The sequence below is a fragment of the Sphingobacterium sp. WM genome (assembly GCF_029542465.1).
GTDB lineage: Bacteria > Bacteroidota > Bacteroidia > Sphingobacteriales > Sphingobacteriaceae > Sphingobacterium > Sphingobacterium cellulitidis.
The window spans coordinates 3,270,739-3,285,165 of the sequence record NZ_CP120709.1 but is presented as its reverse complement, the minus strand read 5'-3'; the positions used below and the strand labels follow the sequence as shown (position 1 = coordinate 3,285,165).

The following is a 14,427-nucleotide window of genomic DNA, read 5'->3' as shown; positions in this document are numbered from 1 at the left end:
CAAAGTTAATATATTGTCAGTGAATCTTATTCTGTTGTATAAAAAAACGCAGTTCTCATAATGAAAACTGCGTTTTATTGTGAATTTTGTAAAATTATTCCTTATTAGTTGATAGGTGTTTCCAATGGAGAACCTGCTTGTGGGGTTACTTGTGGAGTATCTCCTTTTGGACCCGCAATAATATCAATAACTTCCACATCAAATACCAATGGTGCATATGGAGGAATTAAGTTGCTTTGCTGACGTTCGCCATATCCTAATGATGATGGAATAATGAACGTAGCTTTGCTGCCTTTTTTCAATAACTGAAGACCTTCAGTCCATCCTTGAATAACTGGTGTATGACCAATACGTACGCGTAATGGCTCGTATTGCTTCATTGGATGTGAAATTTTTTCTTTCTCTGCTACTGCTTTAAGACTTGTATCGAAAACTTTATCATTTGTTAATCCTCCAGTGTAGTTGATTACAACTGTATCTCCAACAACTGGATTTGCACCTGTACCTTCTTCTTTAATTACATATTGTAAGCCTGAAGCAGTTTTCTTAGGTTGCAACTTGTTTTTCTCTACGTATTTAGCAATTTTACCTTCCTCAGTTTTTTTCAAACCTTCCATCTCAGCTAAATAATATTTGTTTACTTGGTCAAATAATGCTGAATCAGTTAAACTACCTTTTTTGAAAAGTTTCTTAACCTTGATAGTGAATTGGATGTATTTATCTGCAAAATCAGGTTTTGGTTGTCCTGTTCTTGCTGCCATAGTATCTAAGTTCAATTTGAATGTAGCACTATCACCTTCACCTAACATCTTTAAAATGGAGTTGTTATCTCCTGGGTAACCGCCTTGAACCAATGAATCAGGAATTACTGGTGCAATTTGCGGTAATCCTAAATCATAAGTGCTTGCTAATAATGAGTCACGGTCAGTCTTTACAATAATGTCCATCGCAAGAACATCTCCACCTACAGCCTTATCGCCGCCTTTATCCTCGAAAAACTTATATTCTAAACCACCTTCTCCTTTTTTGAAGCTTTGGCATGATGAGGCTAGAAAAAGACCAGCTAATGCTGTTAATACTAAAATCGATTTTTTCATTTTTTTATTTATAACGCTTATTATATTCTTATGTTAAATAATTCTTATACTCCGGAAGTATGGACTTGAACTTCGCTACTACATCCTCCAACTTATCCGTTGAATTCCCACCAGCTGCATTCAAATGCCCCCCTCCATTAAAATATTTCCTGCAAATCTCATTGCATGGGATTTCCCCAATCGAACGCAAAGATAATTTAATTAATTCAGTTCTATCAACAAATAAACCTGCTAATCGAATCCCTTTGATCGATAAGGCATAGTTCACTAATCCTTCTGTATCACCTGTACTCACATTGAACTTGGAAAGGTCTTCTTTCGTCAAGGAAAATAAGGCTGTATTATACTCCGGTATAACCTCTAAACAGTTCAGTAGACTATAGCCTAAGAACTTTAAACGGTTTTCTGTGGCACTATTGTATATGTTTTCGTGAATTTCCCAATTCTTCGCACCCGCATCTATCAGGTTAGCAATAATGTGGTGGACCGCAGAAGTGGTCGACCTAAACCGGAACGAACCCGTATCAGTCATGATTCCTGCATAAAGACAAGCCGCAATTTCAGCATTGATTGATGCCTTATCCTGATAAACATCCGCAATAAAGGTATATACCAATTGCGCAGTTGCTGCAGCACTCGAATCCCAATATTCTACAGTCGCAAAATCCTCAGGATCTAAATGATGGTCAATCATCCATTTTTGACCCTTCGCCTCTCGAATAACTGGCTCCAAAATACTGGTCCTTGATAATGCGCTGTAATCTAAACAAAAAATAATCTCCGCCGTATCAAATAGCTGTTGAGAATATTCCGTCTGACTAGGATAGTATATCAAGTCTTCAAAACCTGGCATCCAATCTAAAAAGTTTGGAAAATCTGAAGATAATACCACATGAACATCATGACCCTTTCCTTTTAGCCAATGATATAACCCCAGCGATGATCCTAATGCATCCCCGTCAGGTTTATGATGTGTTGTGATAATAATCTTTTTAGGTCTAGATAGCTCTTGTAAATATTCTTCTCCTTGTAGCATACTTTTTTTGTGAATGCAAACCTAATGAAAAAAAGTCTGCAAATAAAAAATTTTAAAGCTTAAAATAAATTCTGTATTGAAAAATTTATCCGCCCAAATCAATTGAAAATTAATCGGTTAATGCTTGAATGCATAGATTTTGAAATCTCGTTTAGTCGTCAATAAGTAATTGCCTGAATTATAATTGATCTTACCGTAATAAAATAACGGCAAACCTTCAACTGGAAAGCCATCTGCTAAAGTTCCATTCTCATTGAATAAATAAACCAGATTCTCCTGATCCGCAATCCCTAATTGAAACATACTGCTCGAAACCGGATAAAATACCGGCTCGGAATCAATATCTTGAGTGAATGTATAATCAAAAACCTGTCTTGGAGTCTCTCCCAATTCAAAAACCTGAAGATAGGACCCATCAATAATTATCAATTCTGGCGCTGTGGTGCCATTAATGTTTTCAAAATAAGCTGAATAGCCCTTTTTCCACTCCCCATTTAAGACAACCTTACTGCTACCGTCTGATTTTATTTGGTATAATTTGCCTTCATTATCAGTGGCATAAAATTCCTGTCCATTTTCCTTCTGAACAACTCCTAAGGACCCTTCAAAAGTAACATCTCCAGGTAAGTCAATTTCTTTGGTTTTATTACCTTCTTGATCAAAGAAGTAAACTCTTCCAAAACTACTAGCCACAACCACTTGTTGATCAACAACCTGGATTTTCCCTAAAATATCACCTTCAATATTCGCATTATCCCAACCGCGAACTGGTCCTCCATCCATATCATAAGCCATGATCTTGTTTTTGGAAGGAATAAACATTACTTGCTGTCCCCCAAATTCGGCAACCGTAGGAGCCTCACTTGGCTCTGAACTAACACTTGTAGAAAATCCTTGCAAGGTTTTCCCATTGCTGTCAAAACGATATAACCTCCTCCGATCTGTTACCAATACTAAACTTCGATCTGCAAGTTGACTTACTTTGCCAACAATTCTTCCCGAAAACACGGTTGACCACAGTTTATTGCCTGAAGGGTGAATCGCATGAACCGTATGATCTTGTTCCTGAACCAAAATAAATTCTGAAGTGTCTGAATGCTCAAATACATATGGCCCGTTGATTAATCGGCTACCCATCGAATAGGTCCAATCCGGAGTGACACCCAAACGATTCTTGCTCTTGTAAATCGCATAAAACCGACTTAAGAAATTCCCGCCATTTCCCGATAGTTGGAGAGACCAAGAATAAAAGTCTTTAAATCCATACTCTTTATCATCCCTAAACTTGCGACTGTATTCTGATTTTAAAGTGTTATTAATAAAATTCTCACCGTTCTTGGTGTTGATAAAGAAGGTAACATTCGCCTCATTCCCCTGAATTTGTTCATAATTTTTAAACCCTAGACTTCCAATTAGAAAATCCTTGTTCTTCCATTTACGAACATATTCTTGTACGGTTGATAGCTGGTTTGCCATTACTAACATATCATTGATCCGCACAAAATAAGGCCGAGAGAAAGCCTTCATCCCATCGCCAAAATAACGATATGGGATATTCGCATATCTGAATCTATAGGTGCTATCACTAATGTTCTCAGCAATATTATTGATAATATCATCTAATTTAGAGCTGTCCTGAATGGTGACAAAACCCAAATAATCCGAGTTACTTTGTTCTGCAACCGCAAAATTCCCCGCTAAACTTGCTTGGAAATCTGCCAATAGACCTTCTCGGTTATTGTTGATTTCGGTAGCTTGGCCCTGTAACTGCTTGAAATTATCCTGTTTCGACTGCCATATCGCCAAATCCTCAAACCAAGTCTTCGAATCACTAAAAGAATACTCCACATACATCATGGTATTGGATGGAAAATAATTATATAAACGCTGGCTGGTCTTACTTTGATTAGCAAATAATGAAATATACTCTTGCTCCTTATCACGAAGCTGGCTTTCTCCGGTCAACATCAAGGCATCCTGCTTAAAGTTGATATTCCATACCGTTTCTCCCTTCAAATTCACAAATTGCCTCAAGAAATCCCCAGGACGATTATCCTTGAATACAGATATCAAAGCTGGGATATTTTGCTGCGGAATATAAACAGTAAAGGGAGCATTTCGATTATTATGCTCATTGAAAAAGGTGACTTGGTCTTCTTTTAGTTTTTCTACCTTTTTATCATTGACCTTGACCAGCAAACCTTTATTGAAACTGGAGAAAAAAGTGTTTTCCTGATAAGCCACATAAAAAATAGAATCCAATTTCTTGTCATCCTTGAATGTGCTGTCAGGTTCTAGGTTTTTGAATTCATAGATCCGGATCCCCGCAGTATCCTGAGTGCTAACCTTGTATTTTTTACTTAATGTTAGAAAGGTTTGATCCAGTTGGGCCTGGTCAACCTTGTCTAAACTATGAATACTAAATAAAGTGCTGATTCCTTTTTTTTCGGGGTGAAAAGACATTAAAATCTCTGCACCGCCGACTAATGGCGATAATTCTTTGTTACGAAGTAGGTTTTGTTTCAACTGTTTGAGCTCATGCATGGCATGTTTCCCTAACATGGCTTCAAAAATCTCGAAATCCTTAAAGATATTGTCTGTCGTGGCATCATTTAAAAATGAAGCAATGAGGTAGGTGTCCTCAGGCAAATGTTGTACTGGTCCTACGTATTCTTGCTGTTCCTTGTTTAAATCCCCAAAGTAAAATACCGACGCTACCACCACCGCAATAAATAGAAGGATTGAAACAATTATTGTATTTCTCATGAACGAAAAGTCTTCCTTTTGTTTGTTTAAATATTCAATATAGACAAAATTGCAAAATTAGAAGTGCTTTTTAAGAAGTTATTTTATACATTTATAAACGAAAAATCATATGCGATTATTTTAGCTTTCTTTATGAATAAACAAATTATCCTAACTGCTGCTTTTTTTGGTTTGTTAGCTGTAATACTTGGCGCATTCGGTGCTCATGGACTTGAAGGTAAAATCTCTGATAAACAACTAGAAACATGGGGAACGGCTAATCAATACCATTTTTATCACACCCTAGCCCTTCTTTTTCTGTCCACTTTCTCTAGAGCGAAAAGTCAATCCATTAAAGTTTCTTACATCATGTTTACCCTAGGTATCATCCTTTTCTCAGGATCTATTTACCTGTTAAGCACTAGAACCCTACTTGGAATCGAAAATATTTCCATTATTGGACCAATTACTCCACTCGGTGGACTTTGTTTTATGGTCGGATGGATCGCCTTATTTATTGCGGCAATGAAAAATAGAGCATAATATTAAATACATTTAGTTTCCAATACTTAGAAACAAACAAAATACCATAAAAGGCACTCCTAAGTGCCTTTTTTATTTCCTCCCAGCTGAGAAAATAGATCTAAATACTAAATACTAACAACTAAGTACTAACTACTAAATACTAAATACTAAATACTAACTACTATTATTACCTTTGTTTATGTCTCAACTGGATTTATCATCTTCAAATCGCATAACTTATTTTGTAGAGGTCGTATTACCATTGGCAATTGCTAAATCTTATACCTATAGAGTACCTCAGGAATTAAACGATAAGATTCAGGTCGGCTTAAGGGTAATTGTACAGTTTGGTAAGAATAAAATTTATTCTGCCATCATAAAGGCAATTTCTACCGATGCTCCGCAGCAATATGAGGCTAAATACATCCTTGATGTTGTTGATAATGATCCTATAGTGAATGAAACCCAGTTGCAAATGTGGGACTGGATTGCTGAATATTATATGTGTTATGTGGGTGATGTTATGCAGGCAGCTCTTCCAGCGGCATTAAAAATGGCATCCGAAACTAAGATTGTCGCCTCAGACGACCCTAACCTCGATCGTTCCCAACTTTCTGATAAAGGTTATATGATCATGGAAGCGCTTGACCTCGCAACGGAACTTACCGTCAACGACGTCATTAAAATCCTTGGTCAGAAAACAGTATTCCCACTTTTACGTAGCTTATTTGAACATGGTTATATTTTGATTTCTGAAGAAATTAAGCAGAAATATAAAGCCAAAACCAAAGCATTCTTACGTTTAGCCTCTGAATTTAACGATCCTGATGGCAGAAGAGAATTGTTGGATAGCTTAAACCGAGCTCCCAAACAACAAGATGCTGTGATTGCATTCCTGCAGTTGTTAAAGACCAAAAACGAAATCAGTAGACAAGATTTGATGGAAGCTTCAGGTGCTGGCTCCAATGCCATTACGGCATTAATTGAGAAGGCAGTCTTTACAGTAGAGGAAAAAGTCGTTAGCCGATTTGAGGGAACCGATGTCCTGCTGAACCCTGATTTTAACTTTAGCCCTGCACAGCAAAAAGCTTTTGATGAAATCAAATCCTCCTTTCAAGAGAAGGATGTGGCTTTATTACATGGAGTCACAGCCTCCGGAAAAACCCAGTTATATATTCGATTAATTGAGGAAACACTGAATAAAGGTAGATCGGCACTCTATCTATTACCAGAAATTGCTTTAACCGCGCAGATTACTGAGCGCCTGAAATTGCATTTCGGAAATGAACTCGGTGTTTACCACTCCAAATTTAATGATAATGAACGTGCCGAGGTATGGCATAAAGTCAATAAAGGTGAATATAAAGTGGTTATCGGTGCTAGATCTTCTGTATTTCTACCTTTTCATAATTTGGGATTGATCATTGTCGATGAGGAACATGAAACCTCCTACAAACAATACGATCCTGCCCCTCGCTATCATGCTCGTGATACCGCAATTTATTTGGCGCATCAGCATCAGGCTAAAGTCCTTCTGGGATCTGCAACCCCTTCGGTGGAGAGTTATTATAATGCTAAGGCTGGAAAATATGGGTTAATCGAATTGTTGGAACGCTATGGTGAAGCAAAATTGCCATGCATAGAAATTGTTGACCTCGCTGAAGCAGCTCGAAAAGAAGAAATGTTCTCCTATTTTAGTGCTAAGCTTTTGACAGCTATTAAAGAAACGGTAGAGAAAAAAGAACAGGTGATTCTGTTTCAAAATAGGAGAGGGCATACCCCATTCCTTCAATGTGGTACCTGTGGTTATGTTGCTAAATGTGTCAATTGTGATGTGAGTCTAACCTACCACAAAACCAGCAATCTTATGCATTGCCATTATTGTGGCTTTTCTGAACAGCTCGTGGAAACTTGCCCTGCTTGTGGATTGCCAAATATGCAAAGCAAAGGTTTTGGTACGGAAAGGGTGGAAGAGGAACTGGAAATTCAATTACCAGAACTCCGAATCGGTAGATTGGACCTAGATTCTACCAAAGGCAAATATGGATTTGATCGCGTAATATCAGCTTTTGATAACCAGGAATTTGATGTCTTAATCGGAACCCAAATGATTACCAAAGGACTGGATTTTGGAAATGTAACCTTGATTGGTATTATCAATGCTGATGGTATGATCAATTTCCCTGACTTTAGAGCCTATGAAAGAGCATTTTCTTTATTCTCTCAGGTTTCTGGCCGTGCCGGAAGAAGACAGACCGAAGGAAAAGTAATTATCCAAACTAATACCGCCAATCATCGAATATTGGAACAGGTAACAAACCATGACTTTATGGCTATGTTTACCGCTGAAATTACCGAACGTAAAAATTACTTATACCCTCCATTCTATAGGCTCATAAAACTGGATGTTAAACATACCGATCAGGACTTAGTGCATGATGCTGCCAAAAGATTGGCTAGTCTGTTGAGACAACAATTAGCTGAAAGGGTTTTGGGACCTGAACCACCATTGGTTGCTCGGGTTAGAAATAACTTTATTCAAACCATTACCTTGAAAATTGAAAGAAAAAATATCTCTATTGCTAAAGTGAAGGAACTTATCAAACAAGCTTTACTTCATTTTGAATTGGATAAGAAAAATAAAGGTGTGCGAGTACAAATTGATGTAGATCCTTACTAGTTTATCATATTTTCCCTAGATATTTACTATCTGTGCATTGATAACTGCCATCATTCGAAAGAAAAGCTAAATAAACATGATAAATATCTTGAGGAGTTAATTTATCGAAATATATCTCTTGGGACTCTTCACTGATTAAATTCCCATTGACAAGTCCAAAAACCTTATTTATTTCCGTGTTTTCAGGTTGTAGCAAAAGCATGCAACGGTAATTCTCCATATCAAATGCTTTTACTATTTCTTCATCATAAGTCCACAAAACTTTTAATGAAGTGGATTCCAAATTCATTTCTATGTTAAATGTAGTGATAGGATTGATTAATCCTCTACTGATTGATAGGGAAGACCAATTTATATTGTTATTTTTGCTATGCTCATCAAAGGCATTTTTTAAATTATATGACATTGCCGAATTGTGACTCGACCATTCAGGATGGTAATTCTTGAACCCTAATCGGATATATGGAAGAATTTTAGATAATAATTCCTGTAATTGCTTGAACTTAGAATTATTCCCCAATTGAAGGGTTGATTTGGTCCTTTTCCTGGATTCTGGTGCAGACCGTACATAGGTCTGGCCCTTCCAATTACAAAATACTAGATTTCCAATCTTACCCTTAAAAGAAAATATACTCCCATTATTCATAATAGCCATATCTCATATCTATTTGATTCTTCTTAAAGATACTGAGAATGGCTATTGATAATTTGATTTAAGAAATTAAATTTCGTTGAAATTAATGTTAATTAAATTTGTCTATTTCCTGATTTTCGAAACTTTAAATGGCTTTCTGACCGCTTTTTTTGCAGCTTCCTTTACTATTTTTGCCTGTTCTTCGGTTACTTTCTCTGGTTTATAGTTGGATTTTGTAGGGTCTAAATTGAATAATTTAGCATACCAAGTCAATGCGGCAGCAAAACGACCATAATCCAAATTTAAATGATAACCATCTCTGGTGAAGTTATCTCCAATACTACTTGTTCTGGCATTTTGGATCGTGGTTCCATCGGGTACAATAAATGCATAGTCTCCTGTCTTTTCCAACCTTGAGGTTACACTCATGATGCTGTCATACATGTTTTTCTGATTCCGGTCATAGTTCGCAAAACCATCATGCTTCGAATCTTGTTGATATGCCCATGTTTGATGATATACCAATTTGGTATCTGGATGAACATGTGCAAAAACATAAGTCCATAAATCCCCCAAAGTTTGCATCACCACATTATACTTCCCAGAGAGTGGACTCGCCTGCTGTAAGCTGATATAATCCCAATTATCATCGGCCAAAGCTTCTTCAATACTCGTCTGTTCCGTCGTGTTTTTATTCCCCTCCAAGTCAATTTTCCGATAACTATATGCCTTCAGATTATTATGCGCATTTTTTAAATGTAAATCCAATGGCGCTCCACCAATGTATAAATTGCCAATTACTATCTTTTTACCAGCAGCTGCCGCCAACTCATGCAGATAGTTCTCTAAAGCATCCTCAGAAAAACTATTTCCTATTGCTAATACTTTAATAATGTCGTCATCATTTGGCGAGGTCTCTTGACCAAATACAACCTGAACCTGTAAAAAAATAATAAATAGATAAATAGATAGCTTCTTCATAGTGCCCATTTTTATTTGTAAAATCGAGTTTATTCGGATAATACCCTCGTCAATATAAAAGTACAAAAAATAAAGCGGAGAGATATTTTCTTTCCTAAAATTCAGAACAGTTCTGACCTTGAATGTTTTGCATTTTAAGCTTAATAATATGGTAAATTAAGGCTAATTTTGAGACTTATGGCGTATAAGTTTATAGATAATTACAGGGAACAAGGAGCAAGAAAGCAATTAGTGAAGCATCTTGAGAAGCGGGGAATTGAGGATAAGAAGGTGTTGCAGGCTATTGCAAAAGTTCCGCGCCATTTCTTTTTCGACGAAACTTTCTGGAATCAAGCTTATCGTGATATCGCTTTCCCAATCGGGGATGGACAAACTATATCTCAACCTTATACGGTCGCTTACCAAAGTCAATTGCTCCATATCAAAAAAGGAGATAAGGTGCTCGAAATCGGAACAGGTTCGGGATACCAAACCTGTATTCTCCTTGAACTTGGTGCGGATGTCTATACCATTGAAAGACAAGAAAACCTATATAACAGAACGATTCAGGTTCTGCCCTATATGGGCTATAAACCTAATTTCTTCTTAGGGGATGGCTCAAAAGGTATTCCTGAAAAAGCCCCGTATGATAAGATTATCGTAACTGCTGGAGCTCCATTTGTCCCTGAAAAAATGCTGAAGCAACTCCGACTAGGAGGACTCCTGGTTATTCCGGTAGGGGATGAGAAATTCCAAAAAATGGTCACTATCCTCCGCGTTGGTGAAAATGACTTCGAAAGAATCGAACTCGATACTTTTAGATTTGTCCCACTGGTTGGTGATCAAGCCTGGTAATTTTTGCAGATTTTATCCCTACCTTAGCACCCATGAGTGCAGAATTTTACCAAAATAATGTCGGGAAAACCCAAGGGGAAATAAAGTCTTTAGAAAAACAAATCAATAAAAATGCTTTTTTACGATTAGGATTGATGATTGCTGGTGCCATAGGTATTTGGCAATTATTCTCCTTCAATAATATTTTCTTTGTCCTTCTGGCAATGATCCTGTTGATTTTTCTGTTCGCCTTTCTTGTGTTCAGACAAGCTAAGGTAGATCGTAAACTGCAAGAAGCTAAGGTATTTCTCAGTATCAATGAGAATGAACTTAATATCAATAACCGAAAAAAGAACATGTATGATGATGGTCAGGAATTTGAAGATCCTAAGCATCCTTATACCTCTGACCTCGATATTTTTGGTCCAAACTCCTTATTTGAACTGGTAAATCGTTGCGCAACCAAAGACGGTGTAGCGGTCCTGCAATCCTGGATGAAATCCCCTTCCTCAAAAGATGAAATTACGCAGCGACAAGAAGCAGTGGAAGAATTGAAGTCAGATCCTGAACATTTGCAAGCATTCCAAACCAAAATGTTGTTTAACCTGGGTTCAAAAATAAACCTGAGATCCTACATTTATAGTTATTTCCATGATAAATCCTTCCAGTTTGGCAATGCATTCTATAGATCCTATGTCCCATTGGTACCTTGGATATTTCTAGCTGGAATCTTATTCTCCATTTTCGTGTTTAATATCGGGGGATATTTGTTTGGCTTAGCTTTAATCCATTTATTATGGACGATTGCTATGGCAGGTAAAGTCAGTCAATTCTCCAATAAAGTGGATAAAATAGGCGTTTCATTGATTGGTTTCGCGGATGCCATCAAATTGATGGAAGATAAAAAGTATCAGGCAAAGCTAAACCTTGAACTGCAAAGTAAAATCCAGATTGAAACTCAGCAGAAAAAACTTTCAGGAATAATCCATGAACTAGGAAAATTGATTGACAAACTGGATGTACGCAATAATATGCTGGTTGGTGCAATCTTAAATATGTTATTCCTTTGGGATTTCAAACAAATTATGTCCATCAGTAAATGGAAAGACCAATATGAAGATTCTATTCTTTCTGGATTTGATGCCGTTGCTAAATATGAAAGTCTAGTATCCTTGTCTTTATTGGCTTATAACCATGCTGATTGGCAACAGCCTAAAATTTTGAACGATTTCGAAAAGGATTCTCTCCTCGCAGATGAGGTGAATCACCCTTTAATCCCAGAGAATAAATCGGTCGGAAATGATTACAATGCCAATGACCATAAAATTGCGCTAATTACGGGTTCAAATATGGCCGGTAAAAGTACTTTTTTGAGAACAATCGGGATTAATGCCGTACTGGCTTATACCGGAGCTGTAGTCTGTGCTAAAAGATTTGAATTGCCAATTTATCAATTGGTCACCTATATGCGTATCAAAGATTCCCTGAATGAAAGTACATCCACTTTTAAAGCCGAATTGGACCGTATGAAGTTTATCTTGGATAGAGTGAAGGATATCCCCTCTAGTTTTTTCTTGATTGATGAAATGCTACGCGGAACAAATTCGGTAGATAAGTACCTAGGGTCTAAAGCGATCATAAAAAAATTGATTGATCTCCGAGGTCGCGGTATGTTGGCAACCCATGATTTGCAACTCTCAGAACTAATCAATGACTATCCCGGTTATTTGAAAAATTATCATTTCGATATACAGGTGCAAGGGTCTGAAATGTTGTTTGATTACAAATTAAAAAATGGTGCTTGTACTATTTTTAATGCTTCCATGCTGTTGAAAGGTATTGGAATAGTCGTAGAAAGCGAAAAAGTTAATTAACTTTGCGGCTTCAATATTAAAAATGACTGTTCTAGAACGTATCGATCAAAGTGAAACACGAATTACCATGACAGTGTTTCCTTCCCTTACCAATCACCATGACACCCTTTTTGGCGGTAAAGCCATGGCGATTATGGATGAGGTTTCCTTTATGTGCGCAACCCGTTTTTGTAGAAAATCTTTGGTGACCGTTTCTACCGATAAAATTGATTTCCATAAAGCTATCCCTTCAGGAAGTATTGTGGAAGCGATTGCTAGAGTAGAAAGTGTAGGAAGGACTAGCTTAAAAGTCCACGTAGAAATTTACCTGGAAAGCATGTATGCCGATGGTCGCGAACTTGCCATCCAAGGCCGATTTACTTTTGTTGCCTTAGGTGACGATAAGAAACCAATTCCTGTATTGGAAGGTTTGGATGTAGAATAATTCCTTATTCTATTTTTGCCCTTGCATATTGAGCTGCCCAGTCGATGTCTACTCCCAGGTCTTGTGCCCAATCGTAGACCAAATGCGGATGTCGTAAAAACTCCCGCCCAAGAATAATAAAGTCTGCCGCAGCTCGATCCAGGATGTCCTGTGCCTGTTTGGCACTGGTTATGAGCCCAACTGCTCCCGTAATAATATGACATTGTTCCCGAATTGCATCAGCAAATGGAACTTGATATCCTGCCTCTACCGGTATCTGTTGATGATGTACCGCACCCCCTGAGGAAATATCCACTACTTCAACTCCTTTATCTTTTAGAATCTTTACTAGTTCAATGCACTCTTCCAGATCCCAGCCACCTTCAGCCCAATCCGTCGCCGAAAGCCGAACCCATAAGGATTGCTCGGAAGTCAAAACCTCTTGAATAGACGCTGTTATTTCTAGTAAAAGCCGAATTCTATTTTCAAAATCTCCTCCATATTCATCAATTCGAGTGTTGACTAATGGCGATAAAAATTGATGGATTAAATATCCATGCGCTGCATGAATCTCGATTATTTGATAGCCTGCTTGAACAGCTCTTTGGGCTGCATCCTTAAATTTTAAAACAAGGGTTTCTATTTCCGAAATTGATAATGCTTTTGCTGGAAATTCGTCTTCATGATAGGGTAGGGTAGCAGGGCCTACAGTTTGCCAGCCATGTTCTTCCGTTGGAGAGAACTGCTTGCGACCCAACCAGGGCTTTTCTGTACTTGCTTTGCGTCCTGCATGTGCCAATTGAATCCCTGCAATACTGCCTTGACTTTTTATGAATTCAGTAATCTGTCTGTATTTTTCGATTTGCCCATCTTCCCAGATTCCTAAATCACCATAGGTGATCCGACCTTCGGGACTTACCGAGGTTGCCTCTTGAATAACTGCTCCAGCAGCACCAATGGCAAACTGACCTAAATGAACCAAATGCCAATCTGTTGCAAATCCTTGCTCGGCACTGTACTGACACATCGGCGAAACGACGATCCTATTTTTTAAACTGAAGTTTTTAAGTACTAATGGGGAATATAATGAAGGGTTGGCCATGAACTTTTTTTTATTAATCCTAATTACTCGTTTGGACTAAATTTACTGAGGATTTCACAAAATAGGGCCATAATGACAATAAGAATTGCCATTCCTGGGTAATTAATTTGAAAGGAATCGGATTTAAGCGTTACGGATTACCTCCGGTAAATCCTTCAACTCTTCTTTCGTAAATAAGCGATAATGAATCTTAAAGGTTTTCCCCATCGGTGTCTCTAATGAAAATCCACCCGGACCAAATCCTTCTAAAACATCTAATGTGAAATGAGAGAATTTCCAGTACTCAAATAAATCCCGATCTACCCAAAATTCAAACCCTTCAACCAATCCAATCATCGCATCATTCATCCGCGGATAAAACCCGCCCTTTTCAAAACATTGTGGCTGTGTTCCTTCACAACATCCACCAGCCTGGTAAAACATTAAAGGACCATGTTTTTCCACTAACTCTTGGATCACCGCTTTGGCATTGTCCGTAACATCAATTCTTGAGATCATATCTTTAGCTTTTGATAAGAAAGGGGTTATAGAACATAA

12 protein-coding genes are annotated in these 14,427 nt (G+C 37.6%); 5 read left to right on the top strand and 7 right to left on the bottom strand.

The window, feature by feature from the left end; genetic code table 11:
- Positions 1-104: 104 nt before the first annotated feature.
- The 3 genes from PZ892_RS14000 to PZ892_RS13990 all read right to left on the bottom strand — a co-directional run bounded on the left by PZ892_RS14000 (position 105) and on the right by PZ892_RS13990 (position 4,899).
- On the bottom strand, positions 105-1,097 hold the full coding sequence (locus PZ892_RS14000; RefSeq protein WP_094257757.1) for an FKBP-type peptidyl-prolyl cis-trans isomerase: 993 nt from the start codon (positions 1,095-1,097) through the stop codon (positions 105-107).
- 28 nt (positions 1,098-1,125) lie between these two features.
- Positions 1,126-2,133 (bottom strand): DHH family phosphoesterase, encoded by a 1,008-nt coding sequence (locus PZ892_RS13995; protein ID WP_094257756.1) that lies wholly within the window; start codon positions 2,131-2,133, stop codon positions 1,126-1,128.
- Positions 2,134-2,250: 117 nt separating this feature from the next.
- On the bottom strand, positions 2,251-4,899 hold the full coding sequence (locus PZ892_RS13990; RefSeq protein WP_094257755.1) for a PQQ-binding-like beta-propeller repeat protein: 2,649 nt from the start codon (positions 4,897-4,899) through the stop codon (positions 2,251-2,253).
- 132 nt (positions 4,900-5,031) lie between these two features.
- Between PZ892_RS13990 and PZ892_RS13985 the strand changes: the two genes are divergently transcribed.
- Together PZ892_RS13985 and priA are read left to right on the top strand one after the other, a co-directional pair.
- Positions 5,032-5,421, top strand: coding sequence for a DUF423 domain-containing protein (locus PZ892_RS13985; protein WP_094257945.1), 390 nt, complete (start codon positions 5,032-5,034; stop codon positions 5,419-5,421).
- A gap of 181 nt (positions 5,422-5,602) precedes the next feature.
- A complete protein-coding gene (gene priA / locus PZ892_RS13980; protein WP_094257754.1) occupies positions 5,603-8,083 on the top strand; it encodes a primosomal protein N' in 2,481 nt (826 codons plus the stop codon).
- A 4-nt stretch (positions 8,084-8,087) separates the two neighbouring features.
- On the opposite strand, the gene PZ892_RS13975 is transcribed toward priA, so the two are convergent.
- Entirely contained in the window at positions 8,088-8,738 is a 651-nt protein-coding gene (locus tag PZ892_RS13975) for a DUF6266 family protein (protein ID WP_277711444.1), read from the bottom strand.
- 102 nt (positions 8,739-8,840) lie between these two features.
- Positions 8,841-9,698 carry a DUF4886 domain-containing protein gene (locus PZ892_RS13970; protein ID WP_277711443.1) on the bottom strand — a complete coding sequence of 286 codons (858 nt, stop codon included), beginning with the start codon at positions 9,696-9,698 and terminating at the stop codon, positions 8,841-8,843.
- Between the two features lie 177 nt (positions 9,699-9,875).
- On the opposite strand from PZ892_RS13970, the gene PZ892_RS13965 reads away from it, so the two are divergent.
- The 3 genes from PZ892_RS13965 to PZ892_RS13955 are packed head-to-tail and all read left to right on the top strand — an operon-like array spanning position 9,876 to position 12,809.
- Positions 9,876-10,532, top strand: coding sequence for a protein-L-isoaspartate(D-aspartate) O-methyltransferase (locus PZ892_RS13965; protein WP_094257751.1), 657 nt, complete (start codon positions 9,876-9,878; stop codon positions 10,530-10,532).
- A 32-nt stretch (positions 10,533-10,564) separates the two neighbouring features.
- The gene (locus tag PZ892_RS13960) at positions 10,565-12,385 is read left to right on the top strand and encodes a DNA mismatch repair protein MutS (protein ID WP_094257750.1); all 1,821 of its coding nucleotides are present in this window, start codon (positions 10,565-10,567) and stop codon (positions 12,383-12,385) included.
- Positions 12,386-12,407: 22 nt separating this feature from the next.
- A complete protein-coding gene (locus PZ892_RS13955; protein ID WP_094257749.1) occupies positions 12,408-12,809 on the top strand; it encodes an acyl-CoA thioesterase in 402 nt (133 codons plus the stop codon).
- Positions 12,810-12,813: 4 nt separating this feature from the next.
- Here the strand turns inward: PZ892_RS13955 and PZ892_RS13950 are convergent, their stop codons facing one another.
- Both PZ892_RS13950 and PZ892_RS13945 read right to left on the bottom strand, forming a co-directional pair.
- Positions 12,814-13,890, bottom strand: coding sequence for an NADH:flavin oxidoreductase/NADH oxidase (locus PZ892_RS13950; protein WP_094257748.1), 1,077 nt, complete (start codon positions 13,888-13,890; stop codon positions 12,814-12,816).
- Positions 13,891-14,013: 123 nt separating this feature from the next.
- A complete protein-coding gene (locus PZ892_RS13945) occupies positions 14,014-14,388 on the bottom strand; it encodes a DUF779 domain-containing protein (protein ID WP_094257944.1) in 375 nt (124 codons plus the stop codon).
- Positions 14,389-14,427: the final 39 nt, after the last annotated feature.